17 protein-coding genes are annotated in these 17,030 nt (G+C 68.6%); 7 read left to right on the top strand and 10 right to left on the bottom strand.

The annotated features are described in order from the left end of the window. Positions 1 to 5: 5 nt before the first annotated feature. A complete protein-coding gene (gene nadE, locus ACIPV5_RS05980) occupies positions 6 to 824 on the bottom strand; it encodes an ammonia-dependent NAD(+) synthetase (protein WP_053098839.1) in 819 nt (272 codons plus the stop codon). Between the two features lie 112 nt (positions 825 to 936). On the opposite strand from nadE, the gene ACIPV5_RS05975 reads away from it, so the two are divergent. Further along, complete coding sequence (locus ACIPV5_RS05975; protein ID WP_400340319.1) at positions 937 to 1,494, top strand: nucleoside phosphorylase; 558 nt, start codon at positions 937 to 939, stop codon at positions 1,492 to 1,494. Positions 1,495 to 1,520: 26 nt separating this feature from the next. Here the strand turns inward: ACIPV5_RS05975 and ACIPV5_RS05970 are convergent, their stop codons facing one another. From ACIPV5_RS05970 to ACIPV5_RS05955, 4 genes are all read right to left on the bottom strand, one after another. Continuing rightward, positions 1,521 to 4,517, bottom strand: coding sequence for an AAA family ATPase (locus tag ACIPV5_RS05970; protein WP_400340317.1), 2,997 nt, complete (start codon positions 4,515 to 4,517; stop codon positions 1,521 to 1,523). Positions 4,518 to 4,568: 51 nt separating this feature from the next. Continuing rightward, positions 4,569 to 5,723, bottom strand: a complete 1,155-nt coding sequence (locus tag ACIPV5_RS05965; protein WP_053098836.1) for an exonuclease SbcCD subunit D — start codon at positions 5,721 to 5,723, stop codon at positions 4,569 to 4,571. A 109-nt stretch (positions 5,724 to 5,832) separates the two neighbouring features. After that, a complete protein-coding gene (locus ACIPV5_RS05960) occupies positions 5,833 to 7,278 on the bottom strand; it encodes an MFS transporter (protein WP_056277063.1) in 1,446 nt (481 codons plus the stop codon). A gap of 153 nt (positions 7,279 to 7,431) precedes the next feature. Next, positions 7,432 to 7,740 (bottom strand): GNAT family N-acetyltransferase, encoded by a 309-nt coding sequence (locus ACIPV5_RS05955; RefSeq protein WP_053099389.1) that lies wholly within the window; start codon positions 7,738 to 7,740, stop codon positions 7,432 to 7,434. 328 nt (positions 7,741 to 8,068) lie between these two features. On the opposite strand from ACIPV5_RS05955, the gene ACIPV5_RS05950 reads away from it, so the two are divergent. From ACIPV5_RS05950 to ACIPV5_RS05940, 3 genes are read left to right on the top strand one after another with little or no spacing between them, the layout of a single operon-like run. Continuing rightward, a complete protein-coding gene (locus tag ACIPV5_RS05950; RefSeq protein WP_053098834.1) occupies positions 8,069 to 8,770 on the top strand; it encodes a winged helix-turn-helix domain-containing protein in 702 nt (233 codons plus the stop codon). Positions 8,771 to 8,804: 34 nt separating this feature from the next. Next, positions 8,805 to 9,764 (top strand): DNA-3-methyladenine glycosylase, encoded by a 960-nt coding sequence (locus ACIPV5_RS05945; RefSeq protein ID WP_056277061.1) that lies wholly within the window; start codon positions 8,805 to 8,807, stop codon positions 9,762 to 9,764. Positions 9,765 to 9,802: 38 nt separating this feature from the next. Further along, the gene (locus tag ACIPV5_RS05940) at positions 9,803 to 10,000 is read left to right on the top strand and encodes a hypothetical protein (RefSeq protein WP_053098832.1); all 198 of its coding nucleotides are present in this window, start codon (positions 9,803 to 9,805) and stop codon (positions 9,998 to 10,000) included. Between the two features lie 3 nt (positions 10,001 to 10,003). On the opposite strand, the gene ACIPV5_RS05935 is transcribed toward ACIPV5_RS05940, so the two are convergent. From ACIPV5_RS05935 to ACIPV5_RS05920, 4 genes are read right to left on the bottom strand one after another with little or no spacing between them, the layout of a single operon-like run. Beyond that, entirely contained in the window at positions 10,004 to 10,759 is a 756-nt protein-coding gene (locus ACIPV5_RS05935; protein WP_400340314.1) for an ABC transporter ATP-binding protein, read from the bottom strand. Next, positions 10,756 to 11,781, bottom strand: a complete 1,026-nt coding sequence (locus tag ACIPV5_RS05930; protein WP_320490924.1) for an iron chelate uptake ABC transporter family permease subunit — start codon at positions 11,779 to 11,781, stop codon at positions 10,756 to 10,758. The genes ACIPV5_RS05935 and ACIPV5_RS05930 overlap by 4 nt, the downstream gene beginning before the upstream one ends. Beyond that, positions 11,774 to 12,772 carry an iron chelate uptake ABC transporter family permease subunit gene (locus ACIPV5_RS05925; RefSeq protein WP_400340312.1) on the bottom strand — a complete coding sequence of 333 codons (999 nt, stop codon included), beginning with the start codon at positions 12,770 to 12,772 and terminating at the stop codon, positions 11,774 to 11,776. Before ACIPV5_RS05925 ends, ACIPV5_RS05930 begins: the two co-directional genes overlap by 8 nt. Positions 12,773 to 12,824: 52 nt before the next feature. After that, positions 12,825 to 13,817 (bottom strand): siderophore ABC transporter substrate-binding protein, encoded by a 993-nt coding sequence (locus tag ACIPV5_RS05920; protein WP_056277055.1) that lies wholly within the window; start codon positions 13,815 to 13,817, stop codon positions 12,825 to 12,827. 102 nt (positions 13,818 to 13,919) lie between these two features. On the opposite strand from ACIPV5_RS05920, the gene ACIPV5_RS05915 reads away from it, so the two are divergent. From ACIPV5_RS05915 to ACIPV5_RS05905, 3 genes are all read left to right on the top strand, one after another. After that, positions 13,920 to 14,687 carry a siderophore-interacting protein gene (locus ACIPV5_RS05915; RefSeq protein WP_187249977.1) on the top strand — a complete coding sequence of 256 codons (768 nt, stop codon included), beginning with the start codon at positions 13,920 to 13,922 and terminating at the stop codon, positions 14,685 to 14,687. 33 nt (positions 14,688 to 14,720) lie between these two features. Next, positions 14,721 to 15,125, top strand: coding sequence for a VOC family protein (locus ACIPV5_RS05910; RefSeq protein ID WP_400340309.1), 405 nt, complete (start codon positions 14,721 to 14,723; stop codon positions 15,123 to 15,125). A gap of 147 nt (positions 15,126 to 15,272) precedes the next feature. Next, complete coding sequence (locus ACIPV5_RS05905; RefSeq protein WP_072592217.1) at positions 15,273 to 15,530, top strand: hypothetical protein; 258 nt, start codon at positions 15,273 to 15,275, stop codon at positions 15,528 to 15,530. A 31-nt stretch (positions 15,531 to 15,561) separates the two neighbouring features. Here ACIPV5_RS05905 and ACIPV5_RS05900 read toward each other — a convergent pair whose 3' ends face one another. Continuing rightward, positions 15,562 to 17,016, bottom strand: a complete 1,455-nt coding sequence (locus ACIPV5_RS05900; RefSeq protein WP_400340307.1) for an MFS transporter — start codon at positions 17,014 to 17,016, stop codon at positions 15,562 to 15,564. Positions 17,017 to 17,030: the final 14 nt, after the last annotated feature.

The following is a 17,030-nucleotide window of genomic DNA, read 5'->3' as shown; positions in this document are numbered from 1 at the left end:
GCCGCTCAGCGCCACCAGGAGTCGTCGGGCGTCACGGGCAGGTTGCGCTTGTGCTGGGTGGCGAGATAGCGCGACTCGATGCGCCCGGCGACCTCCGGGTCGACCTGGCGCCCCTCGAGGAAGTCGTCGATCTGCTCGTAGGTGAGTCCGAGCTCGTCCTCATCGGCGCGACCGGGCTGACCGTCGAGCAGATCGGCGGTGGGCACCTTGTAGGCGAGCTGGTCGGGAGCGTCGAGGAGCAGGAGAAGCGAACGCCCCTGCCTCTTGGTGAGTCCGGAGAGCGGGAGGATGTCGGCGGCCCCGTCGCCGAACTTCGTGTAGAAGCCCGTCACGGCCTCAGCTGCGTGGTCGGTGCCGATCACGAGCAGACCGTCGTGGCCGGCCAGCGCGTACTGCGTCACCATGCGCACTCGCGCCTTGATGTTGCCGCGATTGAAGTCGCTGATGTCGCTCGTGACGGCGAACTCGATGTCCTCCTCGACGCCGTCGACGCCGTTCTGGATGTTCACCTCGACCGACGCATCCGGCTCGATGAACTCGAGTGCTGCCTGGGCATCCGCCGCGTCCTTCTGGATGCGGTACGGCAGCCGGACGGCGAGGAACTTCGCCTCCCCGCCCTCTGCTCGCACCCGCTCGACGGCGAGCTGCGCCAGACGACCGGCGAGTGTCGAGTCCTGACCGCCCGAGATGCCGAGCACGAAACCTTTCGCGCCGGTGGTGCGCAGGTAGTCGACGAGGAACTGCACGCGGCGCTCCACCTCGATCTCGGGGTCGATCTCGGCCCTCACGCCGAGCGCTTCAGAGATCTGCTGCTGCAGGGTCATGTGTTCCTCCGGTCTACCCGACGTCAGTATCCTCCTCCAGTGTTACATCGAGATGACGTGGATCGCACGCTCGGGACTCCGCGGCGGCCGCTGCACCTGAGAGGATGGGGGAGTGAAACTTCTCGTCGCAGCCATGGCCTCCGAACTCGCAGCGTTCCCGGAGGAGCTCGAGGGATTCGACCAGCTCGTGACCGGCGAGGGCAAGATGCAGGCCGTCTACGCCCTGACCCGTGCGCTCGACGCCAAGGATTACTCCGAGGTCGTGGTCGTCGGCACCGCCGGTGGGATCGACCCTGAACTCGAGGCGACGGTCCACGAGATCGGCAGCGCGCTGCAGCATGACGTGTTCGACCTCGACGGTGTCGCAGGGCAGCACGTCTCCCTGCCGGCGCGCGTGTCGACGGGCCGCGAGGGTGTGCTGATCGCGACCGGAGACAGCTTCGTCGGCGATGCGGGGATCACGGCCGTCATCCGGCCGTCCGGTGCGGGACTGGTCGACATGGAGACCTATGCATACATCTGGGTCGCCGGGAAGTTCGGGGTGCCGATCCGTGCTTTCCGAGCGATCTCCGATCGAGCCGAGGACGGTGCGCTCGTCGACTTCCGCGAGGCGATCGCCCGCTGCAGCGTGCAGCTGCGCGAGGTGATCCGTCGGGAGTACGGCGTCTGAGACACGCACCGCGTCGGTGCGGGGTCTCAGCGCGTCTCGATGACGCTCGGCCCGTTCGGCGTCGCGCGTACGGAGAGCTGCGCGGGGATCTGCTCCTGCATCGCCTCGACGTGGCTGATCACCCCGACGGTGCGACCGCCCTGTCGGAGCTCGTCGAGGGTGCGCATAGCGACGTCGAGCGTGTCGCCGTCGAGGGATCCGAACCCCTCGTCGATGAAGAGGGTGTCGAGACGGATGCCGCCGGCTCGCGCCGTGACCACCTCGGCGAGTCCGAGAGCGAGGGCGAGCGAACTCAGGAACGTCTCGCCGCCTGACAGGGACTGCGCTGGCCTTGTCTGGCCGGTGAATGCGTCGAACACGACGATCCCGAGCCCGGATGCCGCGCCGCGCGCGGCGAGCGCGTCGGAGTGACGCAGTTGGTAGCGCCCGGTCGACATGTCACCGAGGCGTCGATTGGCCGCCTCGACGATCTCCTCGAGCTCCGCGGCCAGCACGAACGTCTCGAGGGTCATCTTGCGCGTGTTCGCACCGCGCCCGGCGATGGTGTCGGCCAGGTTCTGCAGGACTTCGTACTCGGCGGCGTCCTCCGCGGTGCGCGCGTGCTCGGCGGCGGCGGCCTCGAAGAGTGCCGCGAGCTGCTCCGCCACGGCGGCAGCTCGCCCGGCTTCGTCGACCGCTGCCGACCAGCGCTGCCGAGCGGCGAGGGACCTCAGCTCGGCGGGATCGAGATCGATCGGCTCCTCGGGCAGCGTGCGCAGTTCGAGGTCGAGGAGGATCGCGCGCTCCTTCTCTCTGAGCACGGCATGCTGCGTGATCCGGCTCTCGAGCGCCGCCTGGGAAGCGGCGGAGCGCAGCGCCCGCTCGACAGCGGCCACGTCGGGAAACTCGGACGCGGCGAGTGCGGCGTCCCGCTCGAGCATCGCCGCGGTCGCCGCCTCTGCTCTGCGCTCACGTTCGGCCGACGCCTCGACCAGCGCGAGAGCAGCCTGAACTTCATCGAGCGTCGCAGCGAGCCGCGCTGCCACGGAGTCGAACGGTCCTTTCGCATCGGCGATCGCCTGACGCGCCTCGGCCATGCGCTGAGCCACGAGCGAGTGCTCCTCGCGGGCTGCGGCCAGCGCGGCGGTGTCACGTTCGCGATCGATCTCGAGCCGCCGGATGCGTTCGATCAGGGCGTCGCGCCGCTGTTCGAGCCTCGTCCGCTCGTGCGAGGCCTCGACGCTCTCCGCGTGTGCGGCGGTCGCGTCGTGCAACTCTGTGGCCGCCTCATCGACTGCTCGGCCGTCGGCCCGGGTGACTGCGGCGGCGAGATCCGCACGCAGCGAGGACACGTGCTCGGCGGCGTCCCGCTCACGCCCGGCGATGATGTCGCGCTCGGTCTCGGCTTCGTCGACGTCGTCGGCGGACACCGGATCCGTGTGCACCGCGGGAGCGGGATGCTCGGGGGATCCGCATACCGGACACGCTTCGTCGTCCTGCAGGGAAGCCGCCAGCTCTCCCGCGATGCCGTCGAGGCGGCGCTGTCTGAGCTGAGCCAGCGCCGTCTGGGCCGCGGCGAGCGCGGCGCTGGCCTCAGCGAGCTCTCGCTCCGCTCCGCCGTGCGCGACACGGAGGCGTTCCGCCTCGAGCGCCGCGGCATGCCGCACGGCGGCACCATCTCGCGCTGCAGCCAGATCCGCGACGCGATCGGCACGCTGCCTCGCGGCGTCCCGGTCGAGAGTGAGCTGTTCGAGCTGTCCCGGAAGAGCGACGCGATCGGCCTCCGCGGCCTCGATCCGCGCGGTCGCCGCCGCCACGGCATCCGCGGCCGCCGTGAGCTCGGCGTCGAGAGCGGATGCGGAACCCTCCAGTTCCGCCGCCCTCTGCCACGCGCCCGTCTGCCTGGTGCGCTCAGCCGCCCATTCCGCGAGATCGTCCGTGACGATGTCGTGAGCCGCCCACACGGCGCGTGCGCGCTTCTCGGCTTCGATCGACGCATCGAGCGCAGAAGACGCCGTCGCCGCGGCCGTGATCGGGCCCCGAAGAAGCTCAGCAGTCCGAGCCTCGTATAGTTCCGTCCGCGCGTCCGCGATCCGAGGCTCCTCGGCCTCGAGACGATCGAGCGCTGCCCTGGCACGATCGCGCTCGATCTGCGCCCTCTGCTCGTCTCGCAGCGTCGCGAGCGCCGCGTCCGCGGCATCCGACTCCTTCTCGGCGTCGACACGCTCCGCCGCGCGACGCTCGGCGCGGTAGTCCGCTCGAGCCTGAGCGCGACGCAGACGGTCGAGACGCTCGTCCGTCGTCATCACGAGGGACTCCGCCTCACTCGAAGCGGTGTCGCCTCCCTGCGCGTCGCTGTCATGCCCGAGGTCGGCGTTGTCGACCAGTCGCTCGCCTTCGTCGAGGCGGGCTGACGCGGTGGCGAGACGGGCTCCGAGCGACCGCTCCGCCGCCTTGCGTCGCTCGTCGAAACGTGTCTGCACGTCCTCGAACCGCTCGGTGCCGAACAGCCGCCGCAGCAGTGCCTGCCGCTCACGGCTGCCGGCGAGCAGGAACTCCGAGAAGCGGTTCTGCGCGAGCAGGATCACCTGCAGGAACTGCTCACGGCTGAGCTGCAGGATCTCGTCGAGTTCGTAGGCTGCCTCGCGCTCCTTCGCAGCGAGTCCGATCCACTCGCCGCCGACCAGCGTGTCGAGCTGCACGGCTGCCGACTGCACCGTCATCCCGCCGCCACGCTTCTTGGGCCGCTCGTACTCGGGCGAACGTGTGACCCGGTATCGGCCGGCCGGAGTGCTGAACTCGACGACGACCTCGGTGACGTCGTCGGGCTCGCAGTGGTCGCTGCGCAGTCGCTTCTCGCCACCCTCGTACCGTGGCACCCCACCGTAGAGAGCGAAGCAGACCGCATCGAGGATGCTGGATTTGCCTGCTCCCGTGCGACCGGCGATCAGGAAGATGCCGTCGTCTGCGAAGGCGTCGAAGTCGACGACCTGACGATCGCGGAACGGCCCGAAGCCCTCGACCTCGAGGAGGTGCAGCTGCATCAGAGCGCCTCCTTCGCTGTCGGAGAGTCTTCGCGTCGAGCGGCCACCGGACTAGACGAGGGCTTCTGCACGAACGCGGTCATCGAGCACCTCGCGGATCAGCTCGGCCTCGCGCTCGGTCGCCCCGTGTCCTGAGCGGACGTGCTCGAGGAAGGCCTCGATCCGTTCAGGATCGGTCACGGCACCCTGCAATCTCTCGACGTACGACCGCTCGATCGTCTCCGAGGTCTGGGACGGCTGATGCTGCACCATCGCGCAGTGCGGATACCGCTCACGGAGTCGGCGCATCGGCTCTGTCTGGGCGAGCGCGTCGGTGTAGACCGCGCAGACCCAGTCCTCCGCGTGAGCGGCGACGTTCTCGGTCGACAGGATCTCCTCGAGGGTGCCCGTGAGCGTGACGAGACGGCGAGGCACGGGGAGCTCGAGCCACTCGACCGATGCCAGTCCGGTCGCGTCGAGCTCGACCAGCCAGGACCCGCGCGGCTTGTTCTGCTCGCCGAAGCTGTAATGCAGGGGGGCGCCCGAGTAGCGCACGCGCTCGCTGATCTGCTGGCGCCCGTGGATGTGACCGAGGGCGACGTAGTCGGGACCGTCGAACACGGTCAGCGGCACGACGTCGAGACCGCCCTGCCGGACCTCGCGCTCGAGGCCCACCGTGGCGTCGACCCCGGCGGAGAAGCAGTGGGCGATCGCGACGGACCGGCCGGGGTGTTCATTCATACCGACCCGTACGAGGTCCATGGCGTGCGCCAGCGTCTGCGCCTGCGTGCGCAGTTCGGCCCCGTTCCAGTGCTGTCGGACGATGGCGGGCTCGAGGTAGGGGATGCCGAAGAAGTGCACGGGGCCGTCGGCGTCTGTCAGTGTCACCGGAGTGCCGATCGCGAGGGGGTCGGTCAGCACGTGGATGCCGTCACGCAGCAGTCGCGCCTGGAACCCCAGCCGCGCGGCGGAGTCGTGGTTGCCGCTCGTGACGATCACACGGGCCCCCGTCTCGTGCAGCGCCACGAGAGCGTCACCGAGAAGCGTGTACGCGGGGCCGGCGGGGGTCGCCGAGTCGAACACGTCGCCGGCGACGATGACGACGTCGACCGCGTGGTCGCGAACCTGCGCCGTGAGCGCCCCGAGCACCTCGGCCAGCGCGTCCATGGTCGAGTTGCCATGGAAGGTGCGGCCGATGTGCCAGTCGGAGGTGTGCAGGATTCGCATACTCACACGCTACGAACCCCCACCGACATTCGGTCCGAGGCGTGCCGTGGCGCCCGTTCCCCGCATCGAGATCTCCGCGATCCGGCCGAGAGAGGACGCCACGACGACGTCAGTGCGCAGCGACGGCCAGTCCCGGCTGCGCCGGCATCAGCTCGTCCTTCGTGCCCCGCACCATCACCGCGGCGATCACGGCGGCGACGAGCATGAGGATCGACGCGACGATGAAGACCCAGCCGTAAGCGTCGGTCAGCTGCCCGGGGTCGAGATCCGCCTGGGCGTGCCCTCCGACCGACGCGGCGTACACGGCTGTGAACACCGACAGGCCGATCGATCCGCCGATCTGCATGGCCGAGTTGGCGACTGCCGACGCGATGCCCGCGTCGTGCGGAGCCACTCCGGTGAGAGCGAGGTTCTGCAGCGGGATGAAGACGAAGCCCATGCCGACGCCGAGCAGCACGAGCGCCGGGGCGATCTGCACCAGGTAGGCGCCGTCCGGGGTGATGCCCGACAACAGGAACAGACCCGCCGCGGCGATGAGCGGTCCGACGATCATCATCGGCCGCGGTCCGATCACTCCGAGCAGCTTGGTCGCGATCGGGGCGATGATCATCGTGGCGATCGGCAGCGGCAGGGTCGCCGCGCCCGCCTGAAGCGCGCCCATCCCGAGCACGAACTGCAGGTGGAAGGTCAGGTAGAGCGTCGCGCCGATCATGATCGCTCCGGCCACGCCCTGGATCAGGAACGCACCACCCCTGACCCGGTCCGCGACGACCCGCAGCGGAAGGAGCGGCTGGGCCACGCGGCTCTCGACCCAGACGAACGCGGCGAGCAGCACGACTCCGAGCACGAGGAAGGTGATGGTGAGCGGGTCGCCCCAGCCGTTCTCGGCGAGGCTGAACCCGTAGACGAGGGAGCCGAGACCGAGGGTCACGGTGATCGCGCCCCAGACGTCGTAGCGGTTGTCGCCGTCCGCCCTGCTCTCCGTCAGGAAGAGCGCTCCGCCGATCAGTCCGATCGCGACGAAGAACAGGTTGACGAGCAGGCACCAGCGCCAATCGGTGAACTCGGTGAGGAATCCGCCCAGGAGCAGACCGACGGCCGCGCCTGTTCCTGCGACCGTCCCGAAGACGGCGAACGCCGTGTTGCGCTCCTTCCCGGAGGGGAAGGTCACGGTGAGGAGAGCGAGGGCGGCGGGAGCGAGGAGCGCGGCGAAGACCCCCTGGAGGCCGCGCGCGAGGATCAGCTCCCAGCCGGACTGCGCGAGGCCGCCGAACAGGGACGCCGCGCCGAAGCCCACCATCCCGATCATGAAGGTGCGCTTGCGACCGAGGTAGTCGGCGATGCGTCCTCCGAGCAGAAGCAGCGCGCCGAAGGCGAGGGCGTAGGCCGTGACCACCCACTGACGCTGGCCGTCGCTCAGACCGAGCGATGCCTGCGCCTGCGGCAGGGCGATGCTGACGATGGTGCCGTCGAGGACGACGATCAGCTGCGTGAGGGAGATGACGACGAGCGCCCACCACCGTGTCTGGGGGCGGGCGCGCAGGGACGATGACATGGAAGAACCTCCGGTGTCGGGGACGATGCCGGAGGTTTCGAGCCTCGGACCAGCGCGCGTCAGCGCCTGACCACCTCAGCCGACGGGGCTGAGCAGAGCATCCATATTACCGGAGGAACGACGCCGCGTAACACAGCGTCACACGTCGATGCATCAGCGCGAGCGCAGCAGGGACGCGTGCTCGGGATGCGCCTGGAACCAGTCGGCGACATACCAGCACACGGCGTCGACCTTGCGATCTCCGCGCTCCTCGATCTCGGCGACCGCTCCCTCCACGACGACGCCCGCGTAGCCGTGGCCGCGGAAAGTCGGGATGGTGAAGGCTCGCGTCAGGGCGATCGTGTTCCCGTCGTCGCGATAGTCGAGCACGCTGACGAGCTGCCCGTCGCGCGTCAGCGTGTACCGCGAGGCGTCCTTCTCATCAGTGAGGATGAAGCCGGCAGCGAGGGTGGAAGTGGTCACCTTCTCCACGTTACGCCTCGCTCCCCGACCGGCGGCCGTTTTGACACGCGCGGACTTCTTCCGACATAATCCCCCCATGACTACCAACGCAAGCCCTTTGTCCGCCCAGGAGGCGAACAGGACTGCCGGGATGATGATGCCCGGTCGCGTTGGCATGTGTTGCCGAATGTGTCGCTGAACGAACAGCCACTCCGTCTGACCTGACTTCTCGCGATCTGCGAGGACTGGTCTCCGAGCACCCACCCCGTGCTCGCTTCCCGGCTCGCCCGGTCATTCATGCAACGCATCAGAGCCTTCTTCCGGCTCACGTCCTGAGGACTACATCATCATGTCGAACATCGCACTTCTCGAGCGTCCCGCCGCCGCCACCGCCGTCCGCACCGTCTCGTCGGAGCCCGCCGCACCGCTCGATGCAGATCTTCCCGCCGTCCGCTCGCCGCGAGGATTCGCCCTCTACGTCGGTCTCGACGAGATCAAGGCGGCCGAAGCCGGCGTCAGCCTCCCGCTCCTGGTCGACGCTCTGCGCCGCACCCTCGCCGAGCTCGCACCGGGTGCCGAGACGCACGCCACCGTCGCCCTGGCCCCGCACGGCTCCGGCGGCCGCGACCTCGACGTCGTCCGTCTCGCACTGCACGAGCCGGGTGCGATCGCACGCACCAAGGCCGCTGCCGAAGAGGAGGCGACCGACGAAGAAGGCGGCGTCGTGGTCGACATCTCGCGCAAGCGCGTGCTGATCGACGGCGAGTCCGCGGCGTTCACCTACAAGGAGTTCGAGCTGCTGCAGTACCTCGTGCTCCGTGAAGGACGGACGATCGAGCGCAGCGAGCTGGTCTCCGCGCTCTGGCAGGCGCAGGACGACGAGACTCCCGGCGAGCGCACGATCGACGTGCACGTGCGGCGTCTGCGCGCGAAGCTCGGCCGCTACGAGGACATCGTCCGCACCGTGCGCGGCATCGGCTACCGCTTCGACCGGCACGCCGACGTCGTCATCCGCTACGGCCACGGAACGCCCTCGCCCGACCGCTTCTGATCCGAGTGTCAGCCCCGCCACGTATGGTGGGCGCATGACCCTGACCGCGGATGCCGGAGCCGCCGATGCGGCCTCCCGCGGCGCGCCGCGCGAGACCGTGTATCGGCCGGCCGCACCCGTCGATCTCCGCGCGACGGTGGGCATGCTGCGACGGGGGCCCGGCGACCCGACCATGGTGTTCGACGGCCCGGTGATCTGGCGCACGCTGCGAACGCCGCTCGGTCCTGCCGCACTCGCGCTGCGCGCCCGCGGCGACGAGATCATCGCCACGGCGTGGGGCGACGGAGCGGAGCACGCGCTCGACAGCGTCCCGGAGCTGTGCGGCGCGAACGACGACCCCACCGGCTTCGATCCCTCCCATCATCCGCTGATCGCCGACGTCGCACGCCGGTCGGTCGGCATCCGCCTGGCTCGCACGGGCGTCGTGTTCGACGCTCTCGCGTGCGCGATCATCGAGCAGAAGGTGACCGGCCTCGAGGCGTTCCGCGCATGGAGACAGCTCGTCACGAAGTTCGGCGAGCGCGCACCCGGTCCCACCCCGAGGCCGATGTACACCGCCCCCACCGCCGCGCAGTGGCGCCGCATCCCGTCGTGGGACTGGCACCGGGTCGCGGTGCAGCCGCCGCAGTCGAAGACCGTCGTGCGCGCCGCCGAGCGCGCTGAGAGCGTCTCGCGCGCACTTCTGGCCGCCCCCGCCGGCGAGGAGCGCGATCGCGTGCTGACGAGCTTGCCGGGCGTCGGCATCTGGACCTCGGCCGAGACCCGCATCAGAGCCCTCGGCGATCCTGACGCCGTGAGCGTCGGGGACTACCACCTGGCCCATCAGGTCGGCTATGCCCTCACGGGCCACCGCACGGATGACGACGGGATGCTCGAGCTGCTCGCCCCGTGGGCCGGCCACCGGCAGCGAGTGATCCGCCTCATCTTCGCGAGCAGGGTGAGCGAACCCCGTCGTGGGCCGCGGCTCTCCCCCGAAGATCATCGGAGTCGCTGACCCTGCCGCACGGCGCGGATCGCCCCTAGGCTGAGGCCATGTCCCGCAACGCACTCCGCTTCTCCGTCACGGCAGGGCTGCTCATCGTCGGTGTCGTGATCGGCCTGATCTTCCAGAACGTCTGGCTCGGCATCCTGCTCGCCGCGATCGTCTGGCTCGGCTGGTTCATCGGCTACGAGTCCCGGCGCGGCCACAACACCGGCGTCAACGACGAGGACCACGGCGTCGAGCTCTGAGCGTCAGTAGTAGACCGCCAACGGACCGGACGGCCCCTCGACCACCCGCACGGGCGTATCGAACACCCGGGTGAGCACGTCGCCGGTCATGATCTCGGCGGGCGCCCCGAACTCGATGACGGCTCCGTCCTTCATGGCGCAGATGTGGTCGGCGTAGTGCCCCGCGAAGTTGATGTCATGCAGCACGATGACGATCGTGCGCCCCAGCTCCTCCGACGCCCGGCGCAGGTGCCTCATCATCTGCACGGCGTGCTTCATGTCGAGGTTGTTGAGTGGCTCGTCGAGCAGAACGAACTCGGTGTCCTGCGCCAGGACCATGGCGACGTAGGCTCGCTGTCGCTGGCCGCCGGAGAGCTCGTCCAGGTATCGACCTTCGAGGTCCCCGAGATCGAGGAAGTCGATCGCTCTGCTGATGAGCTCCTCGTCGGCGCGCGTCAGCCGGCCCTTCGAATGCGGGAAGCGCCCGAAGCCCACCAGCTGGCGCACGGTGAGACGGGTGACGAAGTGGTTCTCCTGCCGCAGCACCGAGACGATCTTGGCGAGATCCTTCGACTTCGTGGTCGCCACGTCGTATCCGGCGATCTCGATCGCTCCGGCGTCCATGCCGCCGAGCCGGCCGATCATCGTCAGCAGAGTCGACTTTCCCGCGCCGTTCGGACCGATCAGTGCCGTGATGCCGCCGGAGGGGATCCGGAGGTCCACAGGGCCGATCGCGACCTGGTCGCTGTAGTCGCGGCGGACGCCGTCGAGTGTGATCACAGCCTGCCCTTTCTGAGGATGACGACGAGGAACACGGTTCCTCCGACGAGTTCGATGAGGATCGACACCATGCCCTGCGCGTAGAAGACGTTCTTCATGACGAAGTACGCCCCGGCGAGGATCGTGAAGGCGGTGAGCACCGCCACCGGGAAGATGAGCCGGTGGTCGTATGTATCGGCGAACTGGTACGCGAGGGTCGCGACGAGGAAGCCGAGGAACGTCATCGGGCCCACCAGCGCGGTGGAGGTCGCCATCAGCACGGCGACGAGGAAGAGCACGGCGTAGAGCTCGCGCTTGTGGTCGAGTCCGAGCGAGCGCGACACGTCGGGTCCGAGCGCGAGGAGATTCAGCCGCCGTGCCCGCAGCCACAGCAGCGCGGACGCGGCGATGCACAGCGGGATCGCGAGCGGCAGGTAGGACGCGTCCGCGTTGGAGACGTTGCCGAACAGGCGAGCCGCCAGCACGTCGAACTCGCTCGGTGTGAGCAGCCGCTGCATGAAGGTCGAGATCGCCCCGAGTCCGCCGCCGATGATGATCCCGATCAGGAGCATGATCTGGAGGTTTCCGTAGCGCCCCGACAGCAGCCATCCGTAGAGCGCCATCGCGAGCCCCACCATGATGACGACCTGCAGGCCGAACTGCCAGACGCCCTGGATCGCGACGAGCCCTGCGACGCCGAACAGGTAGACCGTAGTCGTCTGCACCACCCGATAGAGCGATTCGAACCCCATGATCGACGGCGTGATGATGCGGTTGTTCGTGACCGTCTGAAAGCTCACGGTCGCGATCGCCTGCGCCACCGCGACCACTGCCATCACGGTCACATTCGTCACGCGGAGCTTCGCGATGCGCCAGAACCCAGGCGAGCCGATCGGCATGGGGTTGTCCCAGGCGAGCAGGGCGAAGGCGAAGGCCGCGGAGAGGACGATGAGGACGCCCAGCACCAGGGCGTAGCGACGGCGCGCACGCGCGGATGTGAAGGATCCGGAGGTGCGGGCATCGACCGCGAGTGCGCTAGCCACGACGACGCTGCCTCAGCAGGAGGAGGATGAAGACGATCGCGCCGACGATCCCGAGGATCAGCGAGACCGGGACCTCGAACGGCATGATGATCGTGCGGCCGATGATGTCGCAGACCGTGACGATCGCGATGCCCAGCAGACACACCCACGGCAGGTTGCTGCGCAGGTCGTCTCCTCGGACCATCGAGACGATGTTGGGCACGATCAGTCCGAGGAACGGGAGGTTGCCGACGACGACCGTGACGACTCCGGTGGTGACGGCGATCAGCACGGTCCCGAGCAGGATCACGCGGTTGTAGTCGACGCCGACGTTGGTGGCGATCTCCTCCCCCAGTCCGGCGATCGTGAGGCGGTCCGCCACGATGAAGACGACGGCCCCGACGACCGCCACGATCCAGAGCATCTCGTACTGCCCGCGGAGCACCGAGGTGAAGCTGCCGGCGAACCAGACGCCGATCGCCTGGAGCGAGTCGGTGACGAGCGCGAAGTACGTCGACACCGATCCGACGACGGCGCCGAGCATGATCCCGACGATCGGGACGATGAGCGACGACCGGAGCGAGACGCGACGCAGGAACGCGAAGAAGACCATCGTGCCGATGAAGGCGGCGATGATGGCGCCCGTCATCCTCAACGGGATCGACGGGTTCGGCACCAGCACCATGACGGTCAGCAGACCGAGCCCTGCCCACTCGGTCGTGCCGGTGGTCGTGGGTTCGACGAAGCGGTTCTGGGTGAGGAGCTGCATCACGAGTCCGGCCATCGCCATGGCGGCTCCCGCGAGGACGAGCGCGATCGTGCGCGGCACGCGGGTGATCTGGAACATCTCCGCGCCATCCGCGGCCCCCGCGATGTCGTATACGCCCGTGAAGAGCGACACGACGAGGAGTGCGACGACGACGAGGATGCCGACGAGCAGCTTCACGTCGAAGAGCCGCCCGACGGAACGGGGCGACTCGATGGATGCGGTGCGGGTGTGGGTGCGGGTCATCATGCGACGCCGGACGGCGGCATCCGCTCGGAGCGGATGCCGCCGGTCGGCCCTACTTCTGCGCGGCCTCGAGCGCGTCGGCGAGGTCCTCGAGGAACGTGGTGTACGTCTGGATGCCCTCGTTCAGGTAGGTGTCCGTGGGCATGTAGACGATCTGCTCGTCAGCGACGGCGGTGACGCCGGCGAGCGCCTCCGAGCTCTCGAGGATCTCGGACGCCTGCACGTAGTCGGGGGTCTCGGCGGCGAAGACCGCATCGCGGTCGAGCACGAGAAGCCAGTCGGGGTTGGAGGAGGCGATCGCCTCGACGGAGATGTCGTCGCCCTGGTGGTCGTCGGAGGCGTCATCGACCTCGAGCGCCGGCGTCAGACCGAGGATGTCGTAGATCGGTCCGAGCGAGCGCCCGACGGTCGGCGCGAGGTACCCGATCTCGCCGCCGGAGGTGTTCACCGCCATGACGGTGTCGGCGTCGTCGTATGCGGCCTTGGCCCGCTCGACGGCCGCGTCGAAATCGTCGACGAGCGCCTGCGCCTCGTCCTGCTTGCCGAAGATCTCGCCGAGGACGGTGGTCTGACGCTTGAGCTCCTCGTCGAAGGGCTCGCCCTCGCGCGGCTCGAGGTCGATGATCGTGGCGTCCGGCACGAGCTCGGCGATCGCCTCGTTGTGCTGGGTGAATCGCTGGCCGCTGATGATGAGGTCGGGTTCGACGGCGACGATCGCCTCGAGGTCGGGCTCGCTGTGCAGGCCGATGTCGACGATCGACTCGTCGTCGAGGTACGACACGGTGTCCGGCATGAGCGCGACAGCGCCGGCCGAGAGCTCGACTCCCCAGTCGGAGAGGGTCTGGAACGTGCGGTTGTCCAGTGCGACGACGGATGCAGGGGGCGTGGCGATCTCGTGCGATCCGCTGTTGTCCTCGACGGTGACCGAGTCCGCTGCGGCTGCGGTCCCCTCCGGCTCGGCGTCGGAGCCGGAGGCGCAGCCGGCGAGGGTGAGGAGGCCGACGAGACCGACGCTCGTAGCGGTGAGGATTCTGGGCATGGACATGGAGAGACTCCTGTTCTGCGGTGATGGGTGCGCGGAAACGGCGCGGGAACGGTGGACTTAGGATGCCCTAACTCCACCTCCAAGATAGGTTAGCCTTACTTTATGAGCGATACGAAATCCCGCTTCTCCATCGAGCGCCGCGGCCTCGATCTGCGCTTCCGCACCGTCACGCTGACCGCCCGGGAATGGCTGGCCCCTGGCTACGTGCGTGTCCGACTCAGTGGCAGTGACCTCGAGGGCTTCGACTCTCCCGGCTCCGACGACCACATGCGCCTCTTCTTCCCGTCCGGTCCCGTGGAGTCCCTCGAGCAGATGCGGGAGGCGCCGAGTCGCGAGTACACACCTCTCGCCTGGGGCGACGACTGGCTCGACGTCGAGTTCGCGGTGCACGGCGACGCAGGGGTCGGCGCCCCGTGGGCCGCGACCGCTCCGCTGGGTGCATCGATCGGAGTCGGTGGCCCCCGCGGTTCGGCCGTGCTCAGCGGCAGCCCCGGATCCTGGCTTCTCGTCGGAGACGAGACCGCCATCCCGGCGATCCGACGCTTCGCCTCGTCGATACCCGCCGGGGTGCCCGCCCGCATCGTGATCGAGACGGCCTCCGTCGGCCGGGAGATCGAGATCGACACCCCGGTGGACGTGGAATGGCTGCACCGTGGCGACGCCGCCGAAGGCTCCGCCCTCATCGCATTCCTCGACCGCCTGACCGCCGACGATTCGGTCGGCGACGACCCGTTCGTGTTCATCGCCGCCGAGCAGTCGGTCGTGAAGCCCGGGCGCGCGCTGCTCAGCCGGTGGGGCGTCGACTCCGCGAACGCGGTGGTCAAGGGCTATTGGAAGCGGGGCGAAGCGGAGTACCACGCTCCGCACTAGTGCGATCCGGGCGCCGACTGGAAGACTGGACGCATGGCTCTTCTGGATCACCTGGGCATCACCGTCGACGAGCTGGAGCGCGGTCGCGCGCAGTTCCATCCCGTGCTGACGGCCCTCGGCTATCAGAGCGGCGGCGAGGACGACCACTCGATCTCGTGGCACAACGGCGACGAGACCGAGATCATCCTGTACGCCTGGGATGAGGAATCCGGGCCCCATCGTCACGGCCGCGTGGGATGGCAGCACATCGCTTTCTCGGTGTCGACGCGAGACGAGGTCGACCGCCTTCACGCCGTCGCGCGCGATGCGGGATGGTCGGCCGTGCGCGAGCCCAAGGAATATCCGCGATACACGGAGCGCTACTACGCCTCGTTCGTGGAGGATGCCGACGGCATCCGTATCGAGTTCATGCACAACCCGCCGCGCGAGTCCGAGTGACGCGCGCGCTCTGCGGCGCGTGAGCCCGGCTCTCCTGCACACCGAGGCCGGAACACGAGTTCCTCCCACTGTTCGGGATGGCGGTATACAGCGACGCCTCTTCCGATTCCTCGTCTGGAACGATGCGAGGATGACACGGTGCACCTCATGAACGACGCTCAGATCTGGACCATGATCGGGTGCTTCACCGCGCTCATGTTCGGCATGCTCACGGTCGTCTCGACGTTGTTCATCCGCGTGGTGCGCACCGAGATCGGCGGGCTGCGCGGGGAGATGAACGCACAGATCGGCGGACTCCGGGGCGAGATGAACGCCCGCTTCGATGCCGTGAACACGCGGATCGACGGACTCGACCGCGACATGCAGGCCGTCGTCAAGCGCTCATTCGGCCTCGACCGCGACTGACGACTGACACCGGCAGCCGGCCGCCCGCAGCTCAGACCACGGGTGCGGCGACGGCCTCGGCATCCGTGCGGTCGGTGAAGGCCTCTTTCGGAACGAAGACGAGGATCGCGGCGGCGATCAGCGCGGTCACACCGCAGACCACCCACACGGTGATGTACCCGGCGAATGATCCCGCAGTGCCTTCGACCGCCCCGCTCACGCCGTTGAGGAGCGCGATCCCGAAGATGCACGAGGCGATCGCTCCGCCCACGGTCTTGACCGAGTTCGTGAGGCCTGTCGCGACGCCCGTCTGGGTCGCCGGAGCCGCCGATGCCGCAGCCGCGGGAAGGGCGGCCACGAGAGCACCCGAGCCGAGGCCGACGATGACCATGTTGGTCACCACCTGCACGTACGAATCGTGGAACGGAAGGAACAGCAGGAAGCCGAGGCCGACGAGCAGAGATGCGCCCATCAGGGTGATCCGCGGAGTCAGCAGACGAGCGATGAGCGGGAACAGCAGGGCTCCCGCGATCATCGCGATCAGGTAGAGCCCGATGATCAGGGACGTCGCGAAACCCGTGGTTCCGAGCCCGTAGCCGTAGACACCGGGGTCGGTGCGGGCGAACGTCGACAGCGGCGCCTGTGCACCCAGCACGCTCACCCCGAACAGGCCGGCGGTGAGGAAGACCGGGCCGAGTGCCGGCGAGCGGAACATGCGCACGTCGATGAGCGGGTCGTCGCAGCGCAGCTCCCAGAGCACGAACGGGATGACGAGCAGAAGGCCGAGGACGACGACGGCCCAGGACCAGGGGTTGACGAGTCCGCCCTCGAGACGGAGCAGGCTGAGACCCCCGGTGAAGCAGATCAGGGCGAGCGAGATCAGCACGACGCCGACAGTGTCGAAGACACCGCCGGTGGGATCGGGAGACTCCTTCACCCCGAACAGGATCACGAAGAAGCACACGACGATGAGCACGGCGGGGATGAGCAGCACCACCGTCAGGGGCAGGACATCGATCAGGGCTCCGCCCACGAGCGCACCGATGATCGCGCCGCCTTCGAGCGCCGCGACGAGGAGTCCCGCGGCCTTCGCCGTGATCGACGAACGCCCCTCCATGCGACGGGAGCGCGACCAGATGAGCGCGATCTCGAGCGGCAGCCAGACGACGTAGAACCCCATCAGCGTCCAGCCGATCAGGAACACGGGGAACGAATCGGTGAAGGGCAGGACGAGCGCCGCCGCGGCGGTGAGCGCCGTCGAGATGAGCAGCATCCGCTTGTGGCCGACCATGTCGCCGAGCTTCGCGAAAGCGGGCACCACCAGAGCCGACAGCATGAGCTGGGTGCCCTCGAGCCAGTTGACATCGGCGTCGTGGATGCCGAGGTGCCGCGCGATGTCCGTGAGCATGGGCGTGTAGTAGCCCTGCAGCACGCCGCTGGTGAACTCGACGAAGGCGAGGAAGCCGACGACGGTGGCGAGGGTTCCCAGAGTTCGGGTGCGCGTCATCGCGGCTCCTCGAT

The sequence above is a fragment of the Microbacterium sp. NPDC090014 genome, assembly GCF_044748285.1.
In the GTDB taxonomy this organism is placed as follows: domain Bacteria; phylum Actinomycetota; class Actinomycetes; order Actinomycetales; family Microbacteriaceae; genus Microbacterium.
This window is presented reverse-complemented; position numbering and strand designations above follow the sequence as displayed.